This window comes from Herbaspirillum huttiense, assembly GCF_047300815.1.
GTDB classification, from domain to species: Bacteria; Pseudomonadota; Gammaproteobacteria; order Burkholderiales; family Burkholderiaceae_D; genus Herbaspirillum; species Herbaspirillum huttiense_A.
This window is the reverse complement of the sequence record NZ_CP178608.1, coordinates 1,815,857-1,840,903: the sequence shown is the minus strand read 5'-3', so window position 1 is coordinate 1,840,903 and position 25,047 is coordinate 1,815,857. Positions and strand designations below refer to the sequence as shown.

At 62.4% G+C, this 25,047-nt stretch carries 18 protein-coding genes; 4 read left to right on the top strand and 14 right to left on the bottom strand.

Going from position 1 to position 25,047, the window contains the following annotated elements; genetic code table 11:
* Positions 1–3: 3 nt before the first annotated feature.
* Positions 4–798 (bottom strand): AraC family transcriptional regulator, encoded by a 795-nt coding sequence (locus tag ACLRDN_RS08360; RefSeq protein WP_413459756.1) that lies wholly within the window; start codon positions 796–798, stop codon positions 4–6.
* A 169-nt stretch (positions 799–967) separates the two neighbouring features.
* On the opposite strand from ACLRDN_RS08360, the gene ACLRDN_RS08355 reads away from it, so the two are divergent.
* Positions 968–1,858, top strand: coding sequence for a DMT family transporter (locus ACLRDN_RS08355; protein WP_413459755.1), 891 nt, complete (start codon positions 968–970; stop codon positions 1,856–1,858).
* Between the two features lie 21 nt (positions 1,859–1,879).
* Here ACLRDN_RS08355 and ACLRDN_RS08350 read toward each other — a convergent pair whose 3' ends face one another.
* The 4 genes from ACLRDN_RS08350 to ACLRDN_RS08335 all read right to left on the bottom strand — a co-directional run bounded on the left by ACLRDN_RS08350 (position 1,880) and on the right by ACLRDN_RS08335 (position 6,677).
* Positions 1,880–2,797: an SMP-30/gluconolactonase/LRE family protein gene (locus ACLRDN_RS08350; RefSeq protein WP_413459754.1), complete on the bottom strand. Its 918-nt coding sequence runs from the start codon at positions 2,795–2,797 to the stop codon at positions 1,880–1,882.
* Positions 2,798–2,938: 141 nt separating this feature from the next.
* The gene (locus ACLRDN_RS08345) at positions 2,939–3,451 is read right to left on the bottom strand and encodes a hypothetical protein (protein WP_413459753.1); all 513 of its coding nucleotides are present in this window, start codon (positions 3,449–3,451) and stop codon (positions 2,939–2,941) included.
* A 119-nt stretch (positions 3,452–3,570) separates the two neighbouring features.
* Entirely contained in the window at positions 3,571–4,950 is a 1,380-nt protein-coding gene (locus ACLRDN_RS08340) for a TonB C-terminal domain-containing protein (protein ID WP_413459752.1), read from the bottom strand.
* A complete protein-coding gene (locus tag ACLRDN_RS08335; protein ID WP_413459751.1) occupies positions 4,947–6,677 on the bottom strand; it encodes an Hsp70 family protein in 1,731 nt (576 codons plus the stop codon). Before ACLRDN_RS08335 ends, ACLRDN_RS08340 begins: the two co-directional genes overlap by 4 nt.
* A gap of 410 nt (positions 6,678–7,087) precedes the next feature.
* Between ACLRDN_RS08335 and ACLRDN_RS08330 the strand changes: the two genes are divergently transcribed.
* Positions 7,088–7,321: a hypothetical protein gene (locus tag ACLRDN_RS08330; protein WP_413459750.1), complete on the top strand. Its 234-nt coding sequence runs from the start codon at positions 7,088–7,090 to the stop codon at positions 7,319–7,321.
* Positions 7,322–7,435: 114 nt separating this feature from the next.
* Here the strand turns inward: ACLRDN_RS08330 and ACLRDN_RS08325 are convergent, their stop codons facing one another.
* The 5 genes from ACLRDN_RS08325 to ACLRDN_RS08305 form a co-directional block, all read right to left on the bottom strand.
* Positions 7,436–7,699: a YrhB domain-containing protein gene (locus tag ACLRDN_RS08325; RefSeq protein ID WP_413459749.1), complete on the bottom strand. Its 264-nt coding sequence runs from the start codon at positions 7,697–7,699 to the stop codon at positions 7,436–7,438.
* A 166-nt stretch (positions 7,700–7,865) separates the two neighbouring features.
* Positions 7,866–8,303 (bottom strand): hypothetical protein, encoded by a 438-nt coding sequence (locus ACLRDN_RS08320; RefSeq protein WP_413459748.1) that lies wholly within the window; start codon positions 8,301–8,303, stop codon positions 7,866–7,868.
* 37 nt (positions 8,304–8,340) lie between these two features.
* Positions 8,341–8,820, bottom strand: coding sequence for a hypothetical protein (locus ACLRDN_RS08315; RefSeq protein ID WP_413459747.1), 480 nt, complete (start codon positions 8,818–8,820; stop codon positions 8,341–8,343).
* A 108-nt stretch (positions 8,821–8,928) separates the two neighbouring features.
* Positions 8,929–9,342 carry a hypothetical protein gene (locus ACLRDN_RS08310; protein ID WP_413459746.1) on the bottom strand — a complete coding sequence of 138 codons (414 nt, stop codon included), beginning with the start codon at positions 9,340–9,342 and terminating at the stop codon, positions 8,929–8,931.
* Entirely contained in the window at positions 9,339–18,176 is an 8,838-nt protein-coding gene (locus tag ACLRDN_RS08305) for a hemagglutinin repeat-containing protein (protein WP_413459745.1), read from the bottom strand. The genes ACLRDN_RS08310 and ACLRDN_RS08305 overlap by 4 nt, the downstream gene beginning before the upstream one ends.
* A gap of 242 nt (positions 18,177–18,418) precedes the next feature.
* Between ACLRDN_RS08305 and ACLRDN_RS08300 the strand changes: the two genes are divergently transcribed.
* A complete protein-coding gene (locus tag ACLRDN_RS08300) occupies positions 18,419–20,131 on the top strand; it encodes a ShlB/FhaC/HecB family hemolysin secretion/activation protein (protein ID WP_413459744.1) in 1,713 nt (570 codons plus the stop codon).
* 134 nt (positions 20,132–20,265) lie between these two features.
* Positions 20,266–21,516 carry a DNA topoisomerase IB gene (locus ACLRDN_RS08295; RefSeq protein WP_413459743.1) on the top strand — a complete coding sequence of 417 codons (1,251 nt, stop codon included), beginning with the start codon at positions 20,266–20,268 and terminating at the stop codon, positions 21,514–21,516.
* Between the two features lie 11 nt (positions 21,517–21,527).
* Here ACLRDN_RS08295 and alkB read toward each other — a convergent pair whose 3' ends face one another.
* The 4 genes from alkB to ACLRDN_RS08275 form a co-directional block, all read right to left on the bottom strand.
* Positions 21,528–22,181, bottom strand: a complete 654-nt coding sequence (alkB, locus tag ACLRDN_RS08290; RefSeq protein WP_413459742.1) for a DNA oxidative demethylase AlkB — start codon at positions 22,179–22,181, stop codon at positions 21,528–21,530.
* Positions 22,178–23,089 carry an alpha/beta hydrolase gene (locus ACLRDN_RS08285; protein ID WP_413459741.1) on the bottom strand — a complete coding sequence of 304 codons (912 nt, stop codon included), beginning with the start codon at positions 23,087–23,089 and terminating at the stop codon, positions 22,178–22,180. The genes alkB and ACLRDN_RS08285 overlap by 4 nt, the downstream gene beginning before the upstream one ends.
* A 53-nt stretch (positions 23,090–23,142) precedes the next feature.
* The gene (ada, locus tag ACLRDN_RS08280; protein ID WP_413459740.1) at positions 23,143–24,258 is read right to left on the bottom strand and encodes a bifunctional DNA-binding transcriptional regulator/O6-methylguanine-DNA methyltransferase Ada; all 1,116 of its coding nucleotides are present in this window, start codon (positions 24,256–24,258) and stop codon (positions 23,143–23,145) included.
* A 165-nt stretch (positions 24,259–24,423) separates the two neighbouring features.
* The gene (locus tag ACLRDN_RS08275) at positions 24,424–24,942 is read right to left on the bottom strand and encodes an Lrp/AsnC family transcriptional regulator (RefSeq protein WP_039785713.1); all 519 of its coding nucleotides are present in this window, start codon (positions 24,940–24,942) and stop codon (positions 24,424–24,426) included.
* Positions 24,943–25,047: the final 105 nt, after the last annotated feature.

Sequence of the window (25,047 nt, the reverse complement as noted above, 5' to 3'; positions counted from 1 at the left end):
TTTTTATGCGCGCGCGGCCGGATGCGATGAGGGCACCTGCCCCGTCATTCGCTTGAACATGGTCGAGAAGGCCGCCGGCTGTTCGTAGCCCAGGTCATAGGCAATGGCCGTCACCGGATGGCCCAGCGCCAGCCGCGAGATCGCATTGACAACACAGGCCCGCAGCCGCCATTGCTGGAAGCCCATCCCGGTCTGCGCCAGGAACTTGCGGGTGAAGCTGCGCTCGCTCATGTGCAATTGTTCGGCCCACTCGGCCGGACGCGAACGAATCGACGGCGCCCGCATGAACTCCCGGCATAGCGTCCCCAGCTTCTCCTCCTGCGGCAGGGGCACGTGCATGGGGATCTCGCGTGCGCGGCCGATCTCCTTGAGCAGCAGATGCATCAGTGCCTCTTCGCGGCTGTCGGGCGCGTAGTGCGGATCGATGCGGGTGGCTTCAATGAGCAGCTCACGCAGCAACGGAGGCACCTCCAGCACCTGGCAGGTCTGCGCAGCGCGGGGTGCATGTTCCGGTTCGACGAAGGCGCTGCAGGTGGTGACCGGCAAGAGCATGCGGCTCTGGTGCTCGCGCCCGGAAGGGATCCACACCGCGTGCTGCGGCGGCACCACCCAGGCGCCGTCCTGCGTCACCACCTGCATCAATCCCCCCAGCCCGAAGAGCAACTGCGCCCGCCGATGGCTGTGCCAGGCCTGCAGCGAGCCGCGCGCGTAATCGGCGCCGGCCGCCACCACGGGGCGGGCGATGCGGTCGACCCGGTCGATGGGCAGCGGGGAACGGGTGGGAGAAGGCTTGCGCATGGTCTGGTCTCGCTTGGCGTACATTCGAAAGTAGTAGCCCGATGATTGAAATTCCGCCACCACGAAGCGCACTCGCAGCTTGGCGTAAATTCAAACATTCTTGACCCAAGCACGAAAGTCAGTCAAGCCGGCCTAGCCTACTCTACGGTTTTCATCCAACGATTTCGCCATGCCTCCTCCCCTCCTCTCCGGCATCCTGGTCGCGCTGATCTGGGGCGTGCAACCCGTGATCTCGCGCTACGGCTTCCAGCAGGGCTTGACGCCCCTGGATGCGACGCTGATGCGCTTTCTCACCAGCGGCTTGCTGATCCTGCCCTTTGCCTGGCGGCGCGGACTGCGGGGCGCCTGCGGGGTCGGCTGGACACGCGGGCTGGTGCTGTTCCTGCTGTCGGGCCCCTTGTTCAGCCTGGTGCTGGTGGCGGGCGTGAACTATGCACCCGCCTCGCACGGCGCGCTGATCCACCCGGCCTTGACGCCCTTGTTCGGCATGGCGATCAGCCGCTTCGCCCTGGGCCAGCGTGAACGCATCTCCCTGTGGGGCGTGGCGCTGCTGCTGGCGGGGCTGGTGCTGGTGGCGCTCGATGGACTCCGCGCCAGCGGCGGGCTGGCGCCCGATGGGGCATGGCGGGGTGACCTGCTGTTCGTGCTGTCGGCGCTGATGTGGTCGAGCTACCTGGTGCTCAATCGCACCTGGAAAATCGCGCCCCTCGATGCCGTGGCACTGACCCAGGTGCTGTCGCTGGCGTGCATGCTGCTGGCGTTGCCGTGGCTGGGCACGCAGACCTTCAGCAAGCCCGCTTCCGCCCTGCTGCTGCAGAGCGCCTATCACGGCATATTGGTGAGCATCGTCAGCGTGGCCCTGTTCAACTGGGTGGTCGCACGCCTCGGGGTGAAGGCGCTGATGTTGAACGCGCTCTCGCCCCTGTTTGGCGTACTGGCCTCGGCGTGGGTGCTCGGCGAGCCGCTGCCGGTGTCGATGATGATCGGAGCGGTCGCCATTGTCGCCGGACTGGGCGTGGCCCTGAAGACGACGCGCCCGCTGCGTCCGGCGGGCCGCTGAGGAACGCCGCCGCCCCTGCCCTCAGGGCCGTGCCGCCCCGTTCACGGCGAGGTACACCGCATAGAGCGACGTGGTGGCGGTGATGAAGAGCCGATTGCGGCGCGGTCCGCCGAAGACCACGTTGGACACCACTTCGGGAATGAGGATCTTGCCCAGCAGCGTGCCATCGGGCGCATAGCAATGCACGCCATCGCCGGCGGAGGTCCAGAGGTTGCCCAGGGCATCGATGCGGAAGCCATCGGCCAGTCCCGGATCGATGGTGGCGAAGACTTCGCCGCCCTTGAGCGCGACCCCGTCGGCCACGTCGAACACGCGGATGTGATGCGGCCCGTCCGGGCGGTGCGTGCGGCCGGTATCGGCGATGTAGAGACGGCGTTCATCGGTGGAGAACGCCAGGCCGTTGGGGCGTTCCAGGTCGCCGGTGACCAGGGTCAGTTCCCCGCTGTCACCGTCGATGCGATAGACATTGCAGGCGCCGATTTCGCTCTCGGCCTGATAGCCTTCGTAGTCGCTGTTGATGCCGTAGTCGGGATCGGTGAACCAGATCGAGCCATCGGACTTGACCACGACATCGTTGGGTGAATTGAGGCGCTTGCCCTGCCAGTGCGAAGCCAGGGTGGTGATGCTGCCATCGTGTTCGGTGCGCACCACGGCGCGGTCACCGTGACGGCAAGCGACGATGCGGCCCTCGCGGTCCAGCGTATTGCCGTTGTTGAAGTGGGCGGGCTGGCGGAACACGCCCGCGCCCGCCCCTTCGGACCAGCGCATCAGGCGGTTGTTGGGGATGTCGCTCCAGATCACCTCCTGCGTCGCTGGCAGCCACACCGGGCCTTCGGCCCAGCGGCAGCCCTGGTAGAGGCGATCGACCTGGGCGGTGTTGATGACCAGGCGGGCAAAGCGAGGGTCGATGTGCTGGAAGGGGGTCTCGGGAAGGGGCATGGGTCTCCTTTCAGTGAGTTCTGCGGATCTTTACCCTGCGAGCATGCTTGCAGGCTGACCAGGGAATCTGTTGTTGATCATATTCGATTCTGGTTCAAGCGTCGTATCCGATAACGGAGGCGTCGCAGCATGCTCTGTTGCTCAAGGCGCTTTCTTGCAGCTCAGACGACGGTTCAGCGGTATAGGCCGCAGAACCGGTGCCAGCTCGACCAATTTGATGGAGCAGTAGTTACCGCCTCGCTCCATCTGCGCCCTGACCTCGTAGTCCCGGCCTTCTTCCGGCGTAAAGCTACCCGACACGTCGCACCCGCCCCCGTTGGGGACGCTGTTCATCATTGAAATCGTGATGGGCTCGTTCGCCGCGACCATGATCTCGGCAGCGGTACCAGGATCAGCAGGCGGATATGGCATGCCGATGGCGCGGCCGCGATATCCCTTGCTGGTCAGCCATCCGCTTAACACCGTCCCGGCCTGCTCTGGCCCGGCATTCAGGCAATCCCTGCCAGGGATCGCAATGACGTAATGATTGGATACCACGCGCACACGCGCCATGGGCCCCTCCTTGGGCTCGGTGAAGGGGCGGAACTGGGTAGGCATTGCGCAGCCCAGTAGCGAAAGGGATAAACAAAGAGGAATTAAAGTACGGGCTTTCATGGTTCTTGCCTTTGGATGTGTTTGCTTTCATTGCTCCGCATGAGCGCGGACAACGGCGCCATTACATGGAGTGCATCGGATATGATCAGGCCCTGAACGCTGCAGTGCCAAATGGCCAATCAGGGCAAGGGATGGAACGTCAGCACCATCTCGCGCGGAACATCGGCCGGATACCCCGGCACCGCCATGATCGCCTTGCGCACCGCCTCATCGAAGGGCGGCAGGCCGGAGGACAAGATGCGTTCCAGGCTGTCCACCGCGCCCGTCGGTGTCAGGCGCAGGCGATAGCTCACAGTCGGATTGAAGGCCAGATTGCCGGGCGGCGTATAAACGATATGCGGCCAGATCAGCCGCGTCACGCGCTCCCCCTGGGCATACTGGGTCGCCGCCGGGTTCACGCTGGGGAATGTGGTCGGGGCTGGCTGATAAAGTGACTCTCTCGGTGCAACAGGTGCAGGACCCGAGCTTCCCCCGATGATTCTGGCCACCGAACCCAGCAGGAACACGATCAGGAAAAATCCCCTGAAACCTCCAAAGCCCCCGCCTCCCGAACTGGCGGCCGGTTTGCTCGTCCCGGCCCCGGTGGACGGCGGCATCTGCATGCCCTGCTGGCGCCACTGCTCGAAATGCGCCATGCCCGTGACCACATGCATCCATTCCGGATAGCGGCTGATCAGCGGCTGCAGCACCGGCAACAGCTCGGCTGCTTCGCGCCGGTCCGGCATGGCCGGCTGCCGCAGGCGCGCGATGGCGACGCGGGATTGACTGACCTGCGCGGGTTTCATTTCCAGGAAATGATGATATTGCCCGATCGCCTGCCCCAGGTAATTGCCCACCGGCCCCATCGTCGCCAGGCGGGCGATGTCGGTCTCCCACTCGAACACCTCGATGGCGGCAACGAACAGATACTCATGGCCGCTGCGCCAGCCCTGCGCCAGCAACTGCGCGATGCGCAGCTCCAGCCAGGGCCGCGCGCGCAGATCCAGCCAGGCCTCCTGGGCGAGGATGTCGCGCAACAGGCTGGTCCAGGAAGGCAGATGATCGGACTGGCGACTTCCCGCCAGCGCCTCGAACCGGCTGACCACGTTGGGCCATTGCGCCTGGGCCTGCGCGATCCATTCGGGCAGCACCGGTTCTGCGGGCGGGGCATTGACGCCTTCGTGCTGACGATAATGCACCGCCGCCTTGGGTGGCGCGAAATTGAGCACAGGTGCAGCAACGGGCGGCGCCGGCTCTTGCGTTGCCTCTTCGCTCGGTCCGCGCTGCTGGCCCTGCTGATCGGCCAGTGCCGGAGAGCCGGCATCGTTGGCCGGCCTCGGGCGGGCAGTACGGCACCACGCCAGCGCAGCCTCATACGATTCGCGCAGGGCCTGGAATTCGATGGCCTGCTGCTCCTGGTCGATCTGCTTGAGTTCGCGCGCATAGGCGCGCCGCACGGCACGCTCGTCAGCCTGCCCATCCAGGCCGAGACGATGCAGGAATACCGGGACCTGGTTCATTGCGTCTCCCCGTTGGGCAGCAGGATGGTAGCCTGCCGTTCGACGTGATCGAGCAGTTCGGTAAACTGCCGGGTCTGGACGGCAATGCGCTCGCTGTCCTGGGAATCGAGGACCTGTTCATAACCGGTGATCTGCATGCCCAGCCATTGCCGCGTGTCGCCCCGCAACTGCTGGTACAGCCGTTCGGCGCGGGCCAGCAGGGTGCGATATTGCAGGCGGTCACGCGGATGGATCTTGAGGCTGGCCAGGCGCGCCAGCGAGGCGGCGATCTCGTCTTCATCGAGCAGGCCGGGTGCCGATTCGATGAGCAGGTTGTAACTGGTGCCGGTGCCGTGTGCCACTGCATCGATCTGCAGCAGCCCATTGACGTCATAGGTAAAACGCACGTCGATGGGTTGCTGGCCCAGCGGCCTGCCGTCATCGGAGACGGTAAGGGTCCCCAGATAGATGTTCTCGCGCGTGAGCCGCGCTTCCCCCTGGAAGATGTTCAGGTCGACCTTGGTCTGCTGGGGTGAGGTCGGGAAATAAGTCTTGACCTTGCTCACCGGCACCGTGGTATTGCGCTCGATGACCGGATCCATGTGGCCGCTGGAGCGGCTGCCATCGCCCAGCTGCATGGCCACTTCCACCCCCATCGAATAGGGCGCGACATCGGTCATGACGACTTCCTTGAGCGCCTGGTCGCGCATCTTCAGGCCGGCCTGCACCGCTGCACCCAGCGCCACCACTTCATCGGGGTTGAGGTCGATGGCGGGGAAGCGGCCGAACATCCGGGCGATCATCTTGCGCACGATCGGCATGCGGGTGGCGCCACCGGCCAGGACCACGCTGTCGAGTTCGTCCAGCGGGATGGCTGCATCCCGCAGGGCCCGCTCGACCGGCGCGCGCAGCCGCGCCAGCAGTGGCGCGCAGAGCGTATCGAGGCGGGCTTCATCGAGCGCCATTTCATAGTGGCGGCTGTCGTAATCGAAGGCCAGCGTGGCAGTGGGTGATTCGCTCAGGGTGCGCTTGGCCTGTTCTGCGCGCGCATGCAACAGCTGCGCGAACCGGGGTTCATTGCGCAGCTTGTCGCTGATGTCCTGTTCGCGGCAGAACGCATCGACGATGGCCTGCACGAAGTCTTCGCCCCCGAGGAAATTGTCCCCCGCCGTGGCACGCACTTCCATGACGCCTTCGAACAGATCCAGCACCGACACATCGAAGGTGCCACCGCCGAGATCGACCACCAGGAACTTGGTCTCACCCTCGCGTTGGTGGATGCCGTAGGCCAGCGCTGCCGCGGTCGGCTCGTTGAGCAATCGTTCGACCTTCAGGCCGGCCAGCCGGGCAGCATCGCGCGTGGCCTTGCGCTGGGCATCGGAAAAATAGGCCGGCACGGTGATGATGGCTTCGCTGACCTCGGTGCCCAGGGCTGCCTCGGCGTCGGCCTTGAGGGCGCGCAGCACCAGCGCCGACAGTTCTTCCGGACGGAAGTCGCGCTTGCCGACACGGATCGCCTTGTCACTGCCCATGAAGCGCTTGAAGACAGCGGCTGTGGCCTGCGGATGGGTCTGTAGCCGCTCGCGTGCAGCCTTGCCGACGAGGATGCTGCCATCCTCATCCACGCTCACGCAGGAGGGCGTGAGCACCTCCCCCAGACTGTTGGGAATCAGGCGCGGCTTGCCGTCCTCCCAGACCGCAACCAGACTATTGGTGGTGCCCAGGTCAATACCGACGATGTGGTTCATGGGCAGTGGCTCCCCAGCCCATAGCCATGCACGGGCAGACGACGTTTGGCGTAACGCATTCTTTTGATACCCCGATGAGAATTAATAATTTTTTTAAGATGGTTACATAATTCAGTGGGGAAAGAAAGTGACCGATGGCGGCAATTTGCGAGCGGTGCGTTAGCGAGTTGGGTGCCGATGCCACTTGATTCTGATGGACTCGACGGGCGGCGTCTGGAGCAGATAATGAGGTGCGTCGGGGGGACTGCATTCGTTGCAGAACTGGCACTGTCCTTGCGTCAGGTGGTTGATCTAGGACTGGTTGAGGAGACACTCCCCTTTGAGCCGCTAGTCACGACCTGGTTGATGCCATGATGGTGGGGGGCTGGCCCTTCTGATGAAAAACAATTGCGAAGCACGGAGTCTTCAAGATGGGGTATTCACAAATAGTTGCTGTCATTGTCACGCTCGGTACCTCGGTAGCAAGCTTTATCGTTTGCGACTATGCATGGGCAAGCTGGACGCTGTACGCAATTGCCGTTACAGGTTTTGTGCTTCTGGGAGGTGTGCAATTGTGGCCATGGAAAATAAAGTCGCTGCGCCCGGTGGGAGGTGGTCTGCTCATGGGACTTGTGGCAGCGGCAGCAAAGTTTTTCTACTCCTGAAATCGATTGCAGGATTTCACGGACGCGGGGACGGTCCTCGCTCCACGGGAAAACGGGCCTTCGGCTTCACGTCCTGCCAGTCTCGACAAGCTGTGGAAGTCCGCACTGGGCCAATTACAATGACCGAATCATTCCTGGCCGACGAGGGCCTGCAAAGTTACCCGTGCGGCTGACAAAAATCGGCCAGTTCCCTACCAGGGAGTCTCCGAAATGACGCGTCAGCAGGTACTTCTCAGATTGATAAGGAAAGTACCAACCATCACTCTCTTCCCGAATATGCGATTCCAATAGCGCGTACGTAACACCGTCTGATGCTTTGGAAAGTTGTTCAAGATGAGTCAATGCCATTCGCTTTGCAACTGCATAATCAATGCTCATGCAAGCCCTCCTATTTTTCTGAGATTCAATTCGTGATGTCGCTCGCGCTGATGATATTGGTCCAAGACGATTTGCAAGATTTAATACGAGCAGTCACGCAGATGGCCAGCTACTCTTTTCCAAACTTTCTCCCCCGCAAAAATGCGGTGAATATGGACATAGATGATCAGGGTGAAGCGAGGGCCTTACAAGCATCAGAAGTCACCGCATCGTATCTCATCGACACATAGACTGCTGCCTTTCCCATATAAAAGCTTGAATGAATCACCAATTGAATCCCCTCTTTGCAATACGTTCCCTTGGACAAGAGCCTCCATCCGTGCGTTTCAAGGTTGTCTTTGGACGGAGAACGCCATAGCTCGGGGTCGACGATCAAATTGGCCGACGCTACACCAGACTTGGAGAGTTCTCGATTGGAATGAATTTCCAGATTCGCATTTTGCGCTTGCGTAATCCATTTCATTTCCTCCTTCATTATCTCCAGCTGTTTATGCGTTGGCCCAACGTTCTTTCCCGTTACAATCCCGTAAAGAAAACCTGCCAGGAGAATCGGCATTAATACTGCCACGAGGCGTTTTTTTATTTGGGTTGGGCTCAACTCCATCAGACGCTTTCGGTGCTTGAAGGTAGCTCGGATATCATCAGAATGTCTTGGCGGATGCCACTGTCATTATGGTCCTGACATTGGCGGCATGGATGTACACTTGCGGCACCAGCACTTCCTGCGTGCTGCCATCGGCCAGCGTAACGGTCTGCTTGACCAGCCAGACAATGTCCGTCTTCAGTTCGGCAATCTGCGCATCGGTCAGCGCCACGCCCAGCGTGTAGCGCTGCGACTGCGCCACCTGCACGCCCGCGTTCATCAAGGCCTGGTATTGCGCTTCATTGCTGCTGTATCCGGCCAGATACCGTTGGCCGGTGATCTGCTGCACCTGCCGCTGGATCAGTTGCTGCTCGTAGAACCCATCCCCAAGCTGCCGCACGCCGGCAGACAATCCCAGCTGATTCAACATGAAATCCGACGACAGCCAGCTGCGCGTGCCCACGAACTGCGGATCGGTCTGCACCAGGAAGCGCTGCGCCGGGCCGGCATTGATGCGGAAGAGCGCATTGTCAGGCAACGTCAGGTCGAGGTTGGCGATGCGGATGCTGGCCGCACCTGCCGTGGCAGTACCTTCCGCGCGGTCTTAGATCAAATATTTTTAAGACACACTTTCAGCCTTGCAATATCAGTTTTTATCGCTGTCAGGTCTTAATTCTTGCAGTGACTGATTAATCTCTATCCCACTAATTGATTCATCACTTTCTTCATAGTCGGTGGGCTTCGAGTAGTCGAATTCAACATCAAATTTTCCATCGGGGAATAACGTAAAATTAAGACCCCAAATACGCTCTCCTGTCCGTCTCAAAAAATCGTCTCGTAAAAATAAAGCCGCATCACCCGGATTGATTGCTGAATTAGGCCAATCCACGCCATTCTTATCTATTCGTCCCTGATCCGTAAGAAAAATTTCTGTTCTAGCCATCTCGGAGAAGATGGTGGATTTGCAGCTTACCGAGTCCCACTTACGGCTATGAATAAAATCAAGACATGCATTTGCCAATTCTTGATAAGCCAATTCTAAGGTGTCAATTTTTTTCATTGTCTAAAGTCAAACCGTTTAAATTCGTTTCCGATTTTCGCCAATACGGTAAATGTATCAGGACGAACCCCTCCCCCACTCGGATATCCGACGCTAATTTGTACGCTGATATCTTTTCCAGATTTCAACTCATCCTTCAGATAATTTTCCATAGATTTCCAGTCGCCCCGATTCAGCGTTGAAGCCTGCGGAACAATATTGATTCGGTCCCCTGCGCCACCAAGACTACTTGCAATCAAATGCCCACCGTCATCTCCTGCACACCCACTCTTACCAGCACAAAGTTGCTGGTAGCCGTTTCTATCCATAGTATTCAGGCTCAAACTCCCTTCAACTTTTGTTACGCGGCCAGATGCGTCTGTAATATAACTATGTCCGTTATCTAATAAGTATGCTGTCTTCGGCGCTAACTGACCGCTTGTTCCGGTGTTAATCGAAGGCTCCCAATTTCCCTTTGTACCAGCGGGAACATCAACAATCCGCGTTGCCCCATTTCGCGATGCAAGCTGCTCAATTGCATCAATTTCTTCAGCCGTTCGCGAGACGCTCTTGGTTGTGCCTGCAGATACCCTTTTTAACGCTCCCTCTTCCACATTCATCAGGCCTTGGGGAAGATACTTCCCCAACACCTGAATCAAAGCGCGCTTCCCCGCCTCAACCCCAATTTCCTCAAGCGGGATACGCTCGCCGGGATACGTCTCGATGTCGAACGACGCAATAACTCTCTGACCTTCCGTCGAACGATAAGCACCAAACAGCGCTTGATTACCCTCCTGCGCCTGGTCATTTGATGTCTTAGCGATGAAAGCACCTAGCGGGATAGTAGCGCAACTCGCCCCGGCACTAGGCCCACACAGGGCAAGCCCTCCAACGGCAAGCCCGCCACCACCGACCATCCCTATCGTTCCAGCGACTAGATCAGACAGCCCCTTCGCCCGCTGCCTGTATTCACTATTACGAGTAATGAAATCCGAAATATCATCAAAACGAGGAATATAGACAAACTCTCCCGTCTTGCGTAGGGTCTCCAACTCATTCTGATAGGTCGCCCCCTTATCCTGCAACCCCTTCAAGAGGCTGTAATACGGATCACTCGGCGGCACCCCATCAGCGCACCTCACCAACGCACAAGCCGCTGCATTCAAGCGCTGTTGCTCTTCCGGTGTCTTCCCGTTCTTGAGCGCCGACAATTTCTCCGATTCGGACTCATGCAACTGTCGATTGTTTGCCTCGACATGAATACCGGCAGCCAGTCCAGATGCTCCCCCTGCAAGTCCACCCAGTGCAGCCGCCGCCGCCTGCGCCATAGCCTGCCGTATCGGCAAAGGCAAACTGGTGTTATCAATCAGTTTGGCAAGCTGCGGCATTGCCACTGACGAAGTCGCTGCCCCAATAGCACCACCGACACCACCACCAAGCAATCCGGCAGCGGTATGCAAGGCAGTTCGATACAGGCCCCCTTCATTCCACTTATCACGCTCAGCAATCAACGCAGCCTTCTCGTCCTCGCTCTGCGCAACTTCGATCTTTGCGTTGAGTTCGTTGACCTTGGTTGTCGCGTAACTGCCGATTTCCTTGGCCGCATTCTTTCCAAACAATTCCGTAATCTGCGCCTGCGCCTGCACATCCGCCTGCAAAGCCTGCGCATCCCACTGCTTGGTCAACTTGCCGCTGGTATCCCGGTCACTGCTCACATCAGTATTGATGCTGGCAATGGTCTGCTCGGCCGTCTTGCCGGTCTTGGCTTGTTGGGCCTTGTCGTCCGTGATCTTGATATCAGCCTGGCTGATACCGCTGCGCGTCGTGCTGCTTTCACTGCCGCTGCTCGTACCAAAACCAATTCCCGTTCCATTCATCGACGACTTGCCGCCGCTGAAACCGCCACCGACGCTGACGCTCTGGCTTTCCGCCTTGTAGTCGCTTCGATTCTGGATATCAGATTGGGTCAGAGTCTCGGTCTTGAGGCTATTCTTGCCTTCCGCTGCGGCCTTGTCGGTACTGGCGATCTTCGCGCCCACAAGATCCGTATTTCCAGCCACGTTGATCTGGAATCCACCGTCGCCCGCGCGAACCCCCGATTGCTCGTTGACGCTCGCATAGTTGCCGTTGACACTGCTGCGGCTTGCACTGATGCTGCCGCTCATCTTGCCCATACCGACCGAGATGCTGCCGCCCAGGCTCTGCTGATTGCTCTTGTAGGTACTGGTGTCCTGCAGGCTGGCAATCTTCAAATCACCGTGACCACTGGTACCCACGTCCATCACGACCTGCTTGCCACTGACCACCGCCCCACTCAGTGTGGTGTCCGTACCCGAGCTGATCGTGAGCTTGTTGCCCGCATCCACGTGCGTATTGACCTGTGTCACGTCGCTGCCGTCACCGCGTCCACGGCTGCCAGAGGCACTGGCGTTGAACATCAGGCCGTCCGTGCCGATCGATACACCAACCGAACCAGAACTGCTCTGGTTGCTGCTGTGCTGTTCGGAGGTGTTCTGTGCTGCCAGCAGGCGCACTTCATTGGCGGCCTTGAGCGTGGCGTTCACGCCCGCTTTGATGTCGCTGCCCTGGATGACGATGTTGCTATCGGCGCCACCACCTTGTGCGCTGATATTGATACTGCCGCCAGCAGTAACGGACGATCCGCGCACCGTATTGCTGGACTGTTCAGAACGGCTTTCGCTGCTGCTGCTCCCAACGCTCAAGGCGAGATCGATGCCACCGGCCTTGTCGGCATCATTGGCATCCCGCGAGGGCGTCTTGCCGGTGGTCGGGTCGGTTGGTCCGGTGGCGATCTGGTTGGCCTTGCCGTCAATCGTGCTGCCTTGGCCGGCCTTGATGGCATCACCTGCGTTCTTGGCCGCAAATCCCATGTTGGCCACGGCCAGCGCCTGCATGCGGCCATCCTTGGTCTTGCTCGCAGCATCAGCCATCTGATCCACTGTCTGGATCGCAGAGATCACCGGGCTGGTGACCGCGACCGTCAGGCCACTTTGCTTGAACTTGTCTTCGGTAGTGGTTTTGCTGGCCTGCTCTGCTGCCCGAATCTCGACCGACTTGGCCGCAATGTCGATATCGCCCTTCGGTGCCATCACATCGCTGCCTACTTGCGTGTAACGATTGCCGGCAACGATGCTCACGTTTCCATCCGTACTGCCCACGGTAGAAGCAGACGCTGTCTGTCCCTGCGTCTTTCCGTCATGGCTCTGCTCACGTGTGCCTATGGTCACGCCGAAGCCTGCCCCCATCACGCCACTGGTGGTCTCCTGCCGGAAATTGTTCTTGGTACTGCTATCGACTGCGGCAACGATATTGACGTCATTGCCCGCCGCCATGCCAGTCCCCAATGTGGAGACCACATTACTGCCCTTGACGTTGATGTCATTGCCCGCCCGCACCGCCACCGTATTGCCTGAGAAGGTCGTCCCCTGGTTGACGGCCTCACTACTGCTGTCATCCGTGCTCACGGTCCGCGAGGCCAGCATGCCGCCGCTGTCGGTCTTCTTGTGCTGGTCCCGTGCGCTGGCCGTGCTGACATCGGTGCCGATGTTGACGTTGTTGCCTGCTGTTGCAGCGAGTGAGCCTTCGGCGTTGACGTAGGCTGCTTGCGCATTGATGTCGCGGCCAGCCGTGACGCTGATCTCCTTGCCTTGGATCGTGCTGCCGATGGCGTTGTCGCGGTTGACTTCGGCGCGGTTGTTGCTGTCCCAGGTGATTTTTTCCTGTGACGTTTCATGCACCGTGGACAGGTTCACATCCCGCTGTGCAACTAACGTCACGTTGTCCGCAGACGTGCTGCTGGCCTTGAGATTGATGTCTCGTCCAGCCACTGCGGTCAGCGAGCCATTGGCCTCGGACACCGACATCGACGCATTCTGGTTGATGTTGGTCCCGCTGGTCACCGCATTGGCCGTCGCTACCGTAGTGGCAGCGCTGTTGATGTCACGCCCCGCACTCGCCACCAGCGTATTGCGCGCGTCGATGGTGCCGCCGATGTTGTTGACGTCCTGCGCCGCCGCCACCGTCACCGCACTGCCGCTGATGCGTCCGCCCAGGTTCTGCACATTGTTGCCTGCCAGCGAAACACTCTGCCGCCCCGCAATCGTGCCACCGCTGTTGACGATATCCTGCGCCGCCTGGAAGGCCACATCATTGCCCGCGATCAGCGTGCCCTGCCCGGTCACCTGCACATTGGAGGCATGGATGTACACCTGCGGCACCAGCACTTCCTGCGTGCTGCCATCGGCCAGCGTCACGGTCTGCTTGACCAGCCAGACGATGTCCGTCTTCAGTTCCGCAATCTGCGCATCGGTCAGCGCCACGCCCAGCGTATAGCGCTGCGATTGCGCCACCTGCACGCCCGCATTCATCAAGGCCTGGTATTGCGCTTCATTGCTGCTGTATCCTGCCAGATACCGCTGACCGGTGATCTGCTGGACCTGCCGCTGGATCAGTTGCTGCTCGTAGAACCCATCCCCAAGCTGCCGCACGCCGGCAGACAATCCCAGCTGATTCAACATGAAATCCGACGACAGCCAGCTGCGCGTGCCCACGAACTGCGGATCGGTCTGCACCAGGAAGCGCTGCGCCGGGCCCGCATTGATGCGGAAGAGCGCATTGTCAGGCAGCGCCAGGTCGAGGTTGGCGATGCGGATGCTGGCCGCACCTGCACTCGCGCCCGAGGCTCCCGATACCGACGAGGCCACCGCGCGCACCGAATTCTGCCGGTTCGGTCCGGCCCCGCTGGTGGGCGTGATGTCCAGCTGGAAGTTGGTGACGATGTCCTGCGACTGATATGGTGCATCGTCGTAGCGCCGATCATCTGCGCTGAAACTGTGGCTCTTGACGTAGGTGTAGCTGGCCGAGCCCGTCGAGACCACGCGCTGGCGGCCCAGCGGACCCGTGTTGTTGAGGTTGGTGCCGTTGACGCTGTCGCCGGCCACCGTGCCGCCCGCGATGAACTGGCTGGCGTAGTTGTTGACCGTGCCGGCCGCCAGGCTCATGTTGCCGCCGGAGGTGATCATGCCCGGATCGCTTTTGGTGACGACCGTGCGCGTGATCTGCTCGGTGCCGTCGTAGATGGTCCATTCGCGGTAGGAGCGGCTGTTGACGTTGTTGTTGAAGGCGGCAATCTTGTCGTTGAGCACGAACAGCGCGGCGACGTACGCGTCGTACTTCGGCTTCCAGACGTCGTAGGCCGCTTTCCATGCGTCGTAGACATCCGCCGGGACCGGCACCGGGTAGCATGAGTCATAGCACATCTCACCGGGCCGTGGCTCTGCGCCCGGTCCTGCACCCGGATCGTCCGGTGGGGTTACCCCCATGACCGCCCAGACGCGGTCAGTGGACGTGTAATTGATGACCGGTGGGATGTAGATCGCATCGGCATCGCCCATCGCCCCCTGGCTGTAGGGAGGAATGTAGGCAACGGCCACCGCGTTGTCTCCACGGTTGCCACGCGAATAGTCAAACGGCGGACCGTAGCGCTCGGCTGGATAAGCCGCCGAGGGCAGCAAGAGGCGATAGTTGTCTTCATCGCCCATGGCGCGCCAGTTGGACGCATCCAGGATCTCGCCGGAGCCACGGTTGTAGAGCCATGCCGACTTGGAGTCCAGCAACTGCGACGACCCGTTGAGCCTGAAGCTGACAATGCGATTGCCCGGCCCCGTCTGGTCCGTCGTCTCCAGATGCGCATTGGTGTTGTTGATGGTCCCCGCTGCGATGCTCAGGTTGCCATCGGCATTGATGGTGGCACTGCTGTTGTTGATCTCGCGGGCGCTGCCGGTGGCCTTCTTGTTGGCGTCCAGCGCGCCGCCGATGGCCATGTCGCCCACCGAATAGATCAGCCCGTGCTCGCTGTTGTTGACCACGCCCGCGCCGATGTCGAGGCGGTTGCGCGCGGCAATCACGGGTGCGCTGGTCACGCCGTTGACGGTCTCGGCCTGGTTGTTCAGCACGTCCGCACCAATGGCGATGTTGTCGCCATAGATGCGGCCGGTGCCGAGGTTGTTGACGGTGCTGCTCTCGATGACGGTATTGACGCCATCGATCAGGCCACGGTTGATGAAGGTGTGAACATCGGTGGCCTTGAGCCTCAGCGTATTGCCCACCAGCGAGCCGCTGGCCTGGTTGTCGATGGTGGCGGCGGTAAGCATGAGCGTGCCGCCCGCACCGACCGCGCCGGCATTGGCAAAGGTGCCGGCCGTGCGCAGGTCGATGTCGCCACTGGCCCCGATCTGGCCGGTATGAAGAATCGAGGCCACCAGGTCGATGCGCAGGTCCTTCTGGCTCAAGAACCTGCCGCTACCCGTGAAGGAATACGCCAGCACGCTGGTCTGCTGCCCGGCGATGACGGTGCCGTTGCTGTTGTCGATGACCAGCGCGCGGCTGGCCGGCGCGGCGTCGGTCAGGCTGGCGCTGTTGGTGGCGGAGATCAGGCCGGCGTTGTTGTCGATGCGGGTGCTGGCGGTGAGCGTGACGGCGTCCCCGCGCAGGGCGCCCTGGCGGTTGCTGATGTCGGCCGCGCTGACACTGACAGTGGCGCCTTCCATGCCCTGGTTCTGGCCCTGGGTGTTGTCGTTGCGTACGGTCCCGGCTTGCACGTTGACGGTTGCGTCCGAGCGGATCAGGCCACCGCTGTTGTCCACGCTGCCGCTGCCCGTCTGCAGATCCACACCCTGCCTGGCCTGCAGTGAGCCGCCGCGATTGGTAACGCTGCTGCCCTCCACGGCCAGCTTGCCATTGGCGCCGATGACGCCAGCATCGTTGTCCAGGCCGGTGGTCTTGAGACTGATGTCGCCGTTGGAAGAGACATTGCCGCGATTGACCAGCGACCCTGCCGTCACGTTCAGCGGACCTTGCGCCACGATGCCGCGTACGCTGCCGGAATTGGCGTTGCGTACGGTGCTGCTGCCCGCATCCATGTTCAGCGCATCGCCCGCTTGCAGCAGGCCTCCGTCATTGCCGACGTCGCCGCTGCGGATGTCGAGCTTGCCCTGCGCGACGATGTCGCCGCTGCCGTTGTCGAGCGCGCCGCTGGCAATGCGGATGTCACGCGTTGCGGCGATGTTGCCCTGGCGATTGTCGAGGGACTGGTTCTGGCTGTCGATGCGGATGTCGCTGGCGCTGAGCTTGCCGCTGTGGTTGTCGATGCCTGCCGCCGTCAGCGAGAGGGCTTGCGCGGCATTGACCTGGCCCTGGTTGGCCAGGGTTCCGGTGGTCGTCACGTTGACCGCATCGGTGCTGGAGGCCAGCGTTCCCCGGTTGGCCAGGCTGGCGGCCTGCACGTTCACTTCTCCGTTGGCGGCCAGCGTGCCGCCGTTGCTGACGCCCTGCACGGCCTCGATGCGCAAGCGTTCACCGGCATTGACGCCGCCGCTGTTGTCGAGACTGCCGACCTGCAGCTTCACGGCCTGCGCCGCTTCCATGCGTCCGCTGTTGCCGGTGCGCGCGCTGCTGCTGACGTTGAGCGCACCCTGCGCCGCACGCACGGTGCCGCTGTTGTCCACGCTGGCGGCGTTGATGCTGGCCTCGGCATTGGCCTGCAGCGTGCCGCTGTTGCGGATGGCGCCGGCTGCCTGCACCGCCAGGGTGGCGCTGCTGCCGATGGTGTTGCGGTTGTCGAGACTGGCGGCGGCGATCTGCACGCCGCCCTCGCCGCCGATGCTGCCGCTGTTCTGTACCGCCCCGCTGGCTTGCACGGCCAGCGTGCCTGCGCTGGCGATGCTGCCGCTGTTGTCCAGCGTGGTGGTGTTGAGGCTGGCCGCGCTCTTGCTGCCCAGCTCGCCCGCATTGCTGATGCCGCCTGTGGCCTGCACCGCCAGCAAGCCGGTGGCGGTGATGCTGCCGCTGTTCTCCAGCCGGCCGTCGGCAGTCACGACGGCCTGCCCCGCTGAAGCGCCGATGCTGCCCGCGTTGCGCACGCCCACGCCGTGTTCGGTGGAGGTGAGATAGATGTGGCCGGCATACATGCCGCCCAGCTGCGCCACGTCGATGGCCACCGCCGGTGCGGCATCGGCCGCGGCCACACCGGGGACCACGCTGGCGTGATCGGCACTGACCGTGTTCAGGCCGGCACTGACCTTGAGCTCCGGCGCCCACACGCCCGCATTGACCTGCACGGCGCGCGCAATGATCTCGGCGTAATCGGTGCGGCTGGCATCGAGGCCATTGCCCTCGATGCGCACCGCACCGCTGGCCACGCGATAGCTCTCCAGGTTGCCGTTGACCATCTGCGGCACGCCGGTCGCGAGCGTGGCGCGGTTGGCGTTGATGAAGCCGCAGCCGGAACAGGTGATGCCGGCCGGGTTGGCCACCACCACCTGCGCCCGCGCCCCGGCCACTTCGAGATAGCCGCGCAGGTAGCTGGGATTGGCCGAGTTGACCTGGTTCACGATCACGCGCGCCGCGCCTGTGGCCAGCCACGGGTTGCCGGCCACATAGCCGCCCAGCTGGGTGCTCGTGGTGCCCTGGGCGTTGTTGAGGATGGCACCGTTGGGCCCGACATCGAACTGGCGATAGCTGTTCACCGATACGCCCGCCGTGCTGGGCGTCTGGATGTTGATCACCGGCACGCCATTGGGCGTGACCAGCACCGTCGGCTGCTGGTTGCGCGGGGCGTTGCGGTCGCCCAGGATCTGCGCATGCGCCACCGTGTTCATGGCCAGAGCGAGCGCCACGGCCAGCAGCGAAAAGCGCAGGGCCGACGGTAACAGGTCCGGCATCGCGGCACTGGCCGAAGTCCGGCCATGGTGCTGGATGCTGGAGGCGATTTCTGCAACGGCCATCAGTTGGCCGCGATGCCGGTTGAAAACCAGCTTGTAACGCTGACGGTTCATGAACACCCCGGGTCTCGTTGTTGTTGTCACCGGCTACGCCAACGAACCCCGATTCGTTGCTTGTCGTTGCCAGTTGGAAAGATTTTTCTTGCCAAGGGCAGGATGTTAATTTAGGTTAACGAGGAAGGGTGATTTTTCATTGCACGAGAAGTTTTCCTGTAGGCAAAATCCAACACTTGTTTTGCCGGACTCCCATTTCCTTTTGAATCCCTTGCCCGGCGCGGGTGAGGGACGTATTGGCCATGTCTTCGACGTTTTCGATTCTTCGTTCGCCCTCCCGCAGAGTTGCGCTCATCCTTGGCCTGAACCTGGTCACTTCTGTTGCCCTCGGGCAAACCGCTGTCAACCAGGAACAGCTGCAGCGTGAACGCGAACGCGCCTTGCGCCAGCAGCAAGAGCAGCGTCCTGACGTGAACCTGGGCAGCCCCGCCGCCAGCCCGATGGCGCAAGACTTTCCCGAGCATGAGCAAGCTTGCCGGGTGATTACCTCGATTACGCTGGAGGGTGAGCAGGCCGAACGCTTTCGCTTTGCGCTCGACAGCGTGAACGGGCCACGCGGTGCCGTGGGCCGCTGTCTGGGCACGCAAGGCGTGAACCTGGTGCTGGCGCGGGTGGAGAGCGCCATCGTCGCGCGCGGCTACACCACCACGCGCGTGCTGGCGCGTCCGCAGGACCTGTCGGCGGGCCGGCTGGTGTTGAGCGTGGTGCCAGGGCGCGTGCGCCGCATCCGCTTTGCGCCCGATGCCGATGCGCGCGGGACCGCCTTCAATGCGCTGCCGGTCAACCCGGGCGAGATCCTCAACCTGCGCGATATCGAACAAGGACTGGAAAATTTCAAGCGCCTGCCGACCGTGCAGGCCGACATCAAGATCACGCCGTCCGAAGACGAGGGCGCCCAGGCCGGGGACAGCGACCTGGTGATCCAGTACCAGCAGGCGTTCCCCTTCCGTCTCACGGCGACGCTCGACGACGGCGGCGCCAAGGCCACCGGCAAATACCTGGCCGGGCTGACATTGGCCTATGACAATTGGTGGACCCTCAATGACCTCTTCTACGTGAGCATGAGCCGCAGCCTGAACCACTATGGCGACCACGGCAGCCAGGCCTATACGCTGCATTACTCCCTGCCCTGGGGCAACTGGATGGCGGGGGTCACGATGTCGGGCAACCGCTATCACCAGACGGTGGCTGGCGCCTTCGAAAACTTCGTCTACAGCGGCCGTTCCGAAACCACCGAGCTGAAGATGTCGCGCCTCATCCATCGCGATGCCGCCAGCAAGACCACGGTGTTCGGCAAGGGCTTGCTGCGCAAGGTCTACAACGCCATCGACGATCTGGAGATCGGGGCCCAGCAGCGCCGCACCAGCGCCTGGGAAGCGGGCCTCAATCATCGCCAGTACCTGGGTGACACCATTGCCGATGGCACGCTGTCGTATCGGCGCTCACTCGATACGCAAGGCGCCGAACCCGCCTCACCCTTCGACCTGCCGCAAGTCGGCACGCGCTATGGCCTGTGGCTGCTGGATGCCTCGCTCAATGCGCCGTTCCAGCTGGCCGGTGCGCGCTGGCGCTATGGCGCCACGTTGCGCGCGCAGTGGAACCGGGGCGCCCTGCCGCCGCAAGACCAGTTCTCCATCGGCGGCCGTTATACGGTGCGCGGCTTTGACGGCGAGCTGACCCTGCAGGCAGAACGCGGCGGGTTCCTGCGCAATGAACTCGCACTGGGCCTGGGCGAGAGCCAACAGGAATTGTTCGCCGGTGTCGATACCGGCGTGGTCGCCGGCCCCACGGCGCGCTTCCTGACCGGCCAGCGGCTGACCGGCGCTGCGCTGGGCTTGCGCGGCAGCGTGGCCAAACTGAGCTATGAGATGTTCGTGGCTACGCCCCTGGCCAAGCCGCAAGGCTTCCAGACGGCGGCCGTCACGGGGGGGTTCAATGTGCAATGGGCCTTCTGAGCGCAGGCCCTTGCCGGAAAAATCCCACACCATCCACGGCCGATGGCTGACTGCCGGGGCAGAACGATTGCTCAATAATGGCCCGCATGGACCGGCGCCGGATCTCCCGGCGCACAGCGTCCGAGGAGACCATCATGGACCGCATCGCCGCAGCGCCCGAGCACTCATCGTCATCGTCATCGTCATCGTCATCGCCTTCCGCCCCGCCGCCCGCCGACGCCCGCCATCAGGATGAGGCCGCCGACATCGCCCGCGCCAACCAGCTGCGCTACGTCAACGACGGCATGCCGGGTATCCGCCGCAGCCGGCGCGGCAAGGGCTTCGCCTACCGCGATGCAGACGATGTGCTCATCCGTGATGAAGAGGTGCTGGCCCGCCTGAAGTCGCTGGCCATCCCGCCCGCCTGGAAAGACGTATGGATCAGCCCGCACGCCAACGGCCACATCCAGGCCACCGGACGCGATGCGCGCGGGCGCAAGCAGTATCGCTATCACGCCCGCTGGCGCCTGGTGCGCGATGATGCCAAGTACCTGCGCATGATCAGCTTTGCGCGTGCCCTGCCCGGCATTCGCCGCGTGGTCGAGGAAGACCTCAAACGCCCCGGCCTGCATCGCCAGAAAGTATTGGCGGCCGTCGTGCATCTGCTGCAGACCACCTTCATGCGCGTGGGCAATGACGAATACGCCAAACAGAATCAATCCTTCGGCCTGACCACGCTGCGCCATCGCCACGTACGCGTGGATGGCAGCGATGTGCTGTTCCGCTTCCGCGGCAAGAGCGGCGTGCAGCATGACATCAAGCTGCATGACCCCTATGTGGCGCGCATCATCCGCAAGATGCGCGAGTTGCCGGGACAGGAACTGTTCCAGTATGTGGATGACGAAGGCCAGCGCCACTGCATCGATTCGGGTGACGTCAATGCGTATCTGCGCGAGGCGGCGGGCGAGGATTTCAGTGCCAAGGATTTCCGCACCTGGGCCGGCACGGTGCTGGCCACGCTGGCGCTGCAGGCCTTCGAACGCGTGGACTCGCAGGCACAGGCCAAGCAGAACGTGGTGCGCGCCATCGAGAACGTGGCGCGGCGCCTGGGCAATACGCCTTCGATCTGCCGCAAGTGTTACGTGCACCCGGCCGTGATCGAAAGCTATCTGGAGGGAAGTTTTGCAGAGCGGCTGGAAGAGCGGGTGCAAACCGAGCTGGTGGAAGAATTGCAGGACCTGTCACCGGAAGAAGCCGCCGTGCTGGCCCTGTTGCAGCAGCGCCTGCAGGAGACCGAAGAAAAGAAAGAAAAGAAAGAGCGCAAGCCCGCGCGCAAAACAGCAGCGCGCAAGACCCCTGCCCGGGCCCGTCGCGGACCGGGCGCGCGCGAGGCCGCGCGCACATGAACCGCCGCCGCTCAGCGCGCGCGGCGGAAGGTCAGGTTGTAGCGGCAGCGCCATGTAAGCGGGTGCTCGCCGTCACGCAAGGTATCGACGCCATGGAAGGCCAATCGCGCCGGACCGCCCCACACCACTACATCTCCGCTTTCGAGCCGCATGCGCTGCGGTTTGTCGGTGCGCGCCATGCCACCGAACAGGAAGGTCGCCGGCAACCCTAGCGAGACGGAGACGATGGGCTGGTCCATGTCCAGTTCATTCTTGTCCTGATGCAGCGACATGCGCGCACCGGGTTCGTAGCGATTGATGAGGCAAGCGTCAGGAGCGAATCCTGCAAACCCCGCCGCCGCTGTGGCGCGCGCGGCCAATGCCGCGAACGCATCGGGCATGGCCGGCCAGTCGCGCTCGGCCAGCGGATCGAGAGACTGGTAGCGATAGCCGCGACGATCCGTCACCCAGCCATACTGGCCGCAATTGCTCATCGCCACCGACATGCGGAAACCGCCCGGGGTCTGCATGTGGCGCAGGGGCGAGGCGGCCAGAACGCTATCGATGGCAGCCACCAACACTGCCGCTTCCTCTTCGTCGACAAAGGCGCGCAGCAGTAGCGCACCTTCGGTGATGGTCTCCACCGAAGGCTCCCGCGCCAGCCCCGCGAAGAGGTCAGCGGTCATTTGGATGGCTCCGCGCGGGGTGGCGGATTTTCAATGAATTGGCTCACTTCTTCGAGCGTCGGCGCGATGAAACGCAGCGGCCGCGACAGGCTGCCCACCAGCGAAGCATGCGAGGTGTTGTCGAAGTAGCGCTCCACCACCGGCACCTGCTGTGCGCGCAGCAGCTTGGCCAGGCCACCGGTATTGCGTTCGGCCGAGACCAGTTTGTCCTTGTGCGAGGCGATCAGCAACGTCGGCGGCGCACCGGCCTCCACATGCCGCACCGGTTGCGAATCCGGCGGCGAATCCGGCGCGAAGAAGACCGGTTTTACATCCTCGTTTTCGATGGGCAGGAAGTCATAGGGGCCAGCCAATCCGATCCAGCCGCGCAGTTGTGCCGGCGAGGCACCGGCTGCGCGCAGCCAGCGTGCATCGAGAGCCACCATGGCGGCGTTGTAGGCGCCGGCGCTATGTCCCATGACAAAGACGCGCTGCGGATCGCCGCCCAGCTCACGCACCGAACGCAAGGTCCAGGCAACCGCCTGGGCACTGTCCTTCACGAAATCGGGATAGCGTACCTCGGGATAGACCCGGTAATCCGGCAGCACGGCGATGAAACCGCGCGAGCTCAGGGCCTCGCCGACGAAGGCGTAATCCTTGCGGCTGCCCTCGTTCCAGCTGCCGCCGTAGAAAAAGACCACCACCGGCAAGCCTTGAGCGGAGGCGGTGGCCGGGGCGTTGGCGGGACGATAGATGTCCAGCTTTTGACGCGGGTTATCGGTGTTGGCATAGGCCACCCCTTCGGTCTTGACGTAGGAGGAAGCGGGCGTGACGGCATTGATGGCCGACAGCGGCGAACAGGCGACCACACCACCCAGGATCAGTACCGCGCCCGCGAATGCGAGACCAGCCTTGCCAAGAACATGCATGCGCAACTCCAGCAGTAATCGAGGACCTATTGTAGCCGCGCAGGGCAAATGCTTCAGGCACCCTTGTCTTGTGCAGAAGTCGCTTCGCGTGCAAGCAAGGCCGTCTTGCGCGCGATCCCCCAGCGATAGCCGGAAGGCGAACCGTCGAGCCGCACGATGCGATGGCAGGGAATGAGCACGGCGATCTCGTTGCGCGCGCAGGCATTGGCCACGGCCCGTACCGCCTTGGGCTGGCCGATGCGCGCAGCCAGTTCGGCATAGGTCAGCGTGACACCGGGCGGCACCGCCCGCAGGGCTTGCCAGACCCGCTGCTGGAAGGCCGTGCCGCGCACGTCAAGGGGCAAGGCAGCGCCCTGGCGCGGATCCTCCAGCGCGGCCAACACCTGGGCCAGCGTCTGCTCGAAGGCGGCGTCGCCCGGCGCGAGATCGGCGTGGGGGAAGCGGTCCTGCAGTTGCTGTACCAGCAGTTCCGGTTCCTGGCCCAAGGTGACGGCGCAGATGCCCTGCCCGGTGGCCGCCACCAGCAAGGCTCCCAGCCAGCATTGCGCCACCGCGAAGCGGATCTGCTCGCCCTGGCCGCCGCGCCGGTAAGCGGCCGGCTGCATGCCCAGCTGCGCCTTGCTCTGCCCATAGAAGCCGCCACTGGAATGAAAGCCCACCTCGTAGAGCGTATCGGTCACGCTGGCTGCGCTGCCCAGTTGCGCACGCAGGCGCGTGGCACGGTGCGCATCGGCATAGGCCTTGGGCGTGAGGCCGGCGTGCTGCTTGAAGAGGCGATGAAAGTGGTAGCGGCTCAAGCCCACCGCCTGGGCCAGGGTGGCCGTATCAGGTAGCGCATCGGCCTGTTCGATCAAGCGGCAGGCCTGCGCGACGGCCTGCGCCTGGCGTTCCTGCAGCGGCGGCTGGTCCGGCTTGCAGCGCTGGCAGGGACGAAAGCCGGCGGCCTCGGCCGCAGCGCGGCTGGCATGCCAGCCCACGTTCTTGCGCAAGGGCGTGCGCGCGCCGCACGACGGTTTGCAGTACACGCCGGTGGTGCGCACCGAATACCAGAAGCGGCCATCGAAGGAGGCATCGCGCTGCTGAACGGCTTGCCAGCAGACCTCCGGATCGAGGCTTGCCTCCTCGTCGGCGGCGGCAGGTGAAACGGCGGGAGAAGTCATGGTCAGCATGGGGCGCTCCAGGGATCGGATGCCACTGATTCTAGGCCTGCGCCAGCGGGGCCGCACTCGGGCGATTGCTTTTGAATTCCGCTGCCGCTAAAAAAACGATCATTCGGGGATTCAATGATTGGAGGGCCCAATCATTGAATCCTCGCATCATGCTTTTTTTGCGCCTCACTGCGAGAAGCGGATGCGCTGGCGCGACTTCACCGGCTGCATCACGTGTTCCAGCGGCAGTTCGTGGGACTGCTTGACCTTTTTGAGGGTGATGTTGGACTTGACGTTGGTCACGCCCGGCAGGCGCAGCAGGCGCGTCATCATGAATTCGGAGAAGGCCGCCAGGTCAGGGGCCACGATGCGCAGGATATAATCGCCTTCGCCGGTGACGGAGAAACACTCGGTCACCTCCGGCATCGTTTCCACGGCCTTCTCGAAGAGTTCGCCACGGGTTTCGCCCTGGCGGTCCAGGGTGACGGTAGTAAAAGCGGTCACGCCCAGGCCGACCACGGCCGGGTCCAGCACGGCGGTGTAGCGCTCGATGACGTGGGCTTCTTCCAGCCGCTGCACGCGGCGGCTGATCTGCGAAGTGGACAGGTGGACTTTCAGGCCCAGCGCGCTATTGGTAATATGGCCGTCTCGCTGCAGTTCGGTCAGCAAGGCCAGGTCGTAGCGATCCACGTTGATGATGCTCATTTGTCTCTCCAAAGTTCATATTTAAGAATTATTTGTGCATATTATCTAATATCTCGCGCAAAAAACAATCACAAATTGCAGTCTTGACGCAATAAACTCCTCGCA

Coding starts and splice junctions, on each gene's coding strand:
- ACLRDN_RS08355 (WP_413459755.1), top strand. CDS start 968: ATGCCTCCTCCCCTCCTCTCCGGCATCCTGGTCGCGCTGATCTGGGGC.
- ACLRDN_RS08300 (WP_413459744.1), top strand. CDS start 18,419: ATGTCTTCGACGTTTTCGATTCTTCGTTCGCCCTCCCGCAGAGTTGCG.
- ACLRDN_RS08275 (WP_039785713.1), bottom strand. CDS start 24,942: ATGAGCATCATCAACGTGGATCGCTACGACCTGGCCTTGCTGACCGAA.
- ACLRDN_RS08310 (WP_413459746.1), bottom strand. CDS start 9,342: ATGAAAAAAATTGACACCTTAGAATTGGCTTATCAAGAATTGGCAAAT.
- ACLRDN_RS08320 (WP_413459748.1), bottom strand. CDS start 8,303: ATGGAGTTGAGCCCAACCCAAATAAAAAAACGCCTCGTGGCAGTATTA.
- ACLRDN_RS08360 (WP_413459756.1), bottom strand. CDS start 798: ATGCGCAAGCCTTCTCCCACCCGTTCCCCGCTGCCCATCGACCGGGTC.
- ACLRDN_RS08295 (WP_413459743.1), top strand. CDS start 20,266: ATGGACCGCATCGCCGCAGCGCCCGAGCACTCATCGTCATCGTCATCG.
- ACLRDN_RS08285 (WP_413459741.1), bottom strand. CDS start 23,089: ATGCATGTTCTTGGCAAGGCTGGTCTCGCATTCGCGGGCGCGGTACTG.
- ada (WP_413459740.1), bottom strand. CDS start 24,258: ATGCTGACCATGACTTCTCCCGCCGTTTCACCTGCCGCCGCCGACGAG.
- ACLRDN_RS08340 (WP_413459752.1), bottom strand. CDS start 4,950: ATGAACCAGGTCCCGGTATTCCTGCATCGTCTCGGCCTGGATGGGCAG.
- ACLRDN_RS08345 (WP_413459753.1), bottom strand. CDS start 3,451: ATGAAAGCCCGTACTTTAATTCCTCTTTGTTTATCCCTTTCGCTACTG.
- alkB (WP_413459742.1), bottom strand. CDS start 22,181: ATGACCGCTGACCTCTTCGCGGGGCTGGCGCGGGAGCCTTCGGTGGAG.
- ACLRDN_RS08350 (WP_413459754.1), bottom strand. CDS start 2,797: ATGCCCCTTCCCGAGACCCCCTTCCAGCACATCGACCCTCGCTTTGCC.
- ACLRDN_RS08335 (WP_413459751.1), bottom strand. CDS start 6,677: ATGAACCACATCGTCGGTATTGACCTGGGCACCACCAATAGTCTGGTT.
- ACLRDN_RS08325 (WP_413459749.1), bottom strand. CDS start 7,699: ATGAGCATTGATTATGCAGTTGCAAAGCGAATGGCATTGACTCATCTT.
- ACLRDN_RS08305 (WP_413459745.1), bottom strand. CDS start 18,176: ATGAACCGTCAGCGTTACAAGCTGGTTTTCAACCGGCATCGCGGCCAA.
- ACLRDN_RS08330 (WP_413459750.1), top strand. CDS start 7,088: ATGGGGTATTCACAAATAGTTGCTGTCATTGTCACGCTCGGTACCTCG.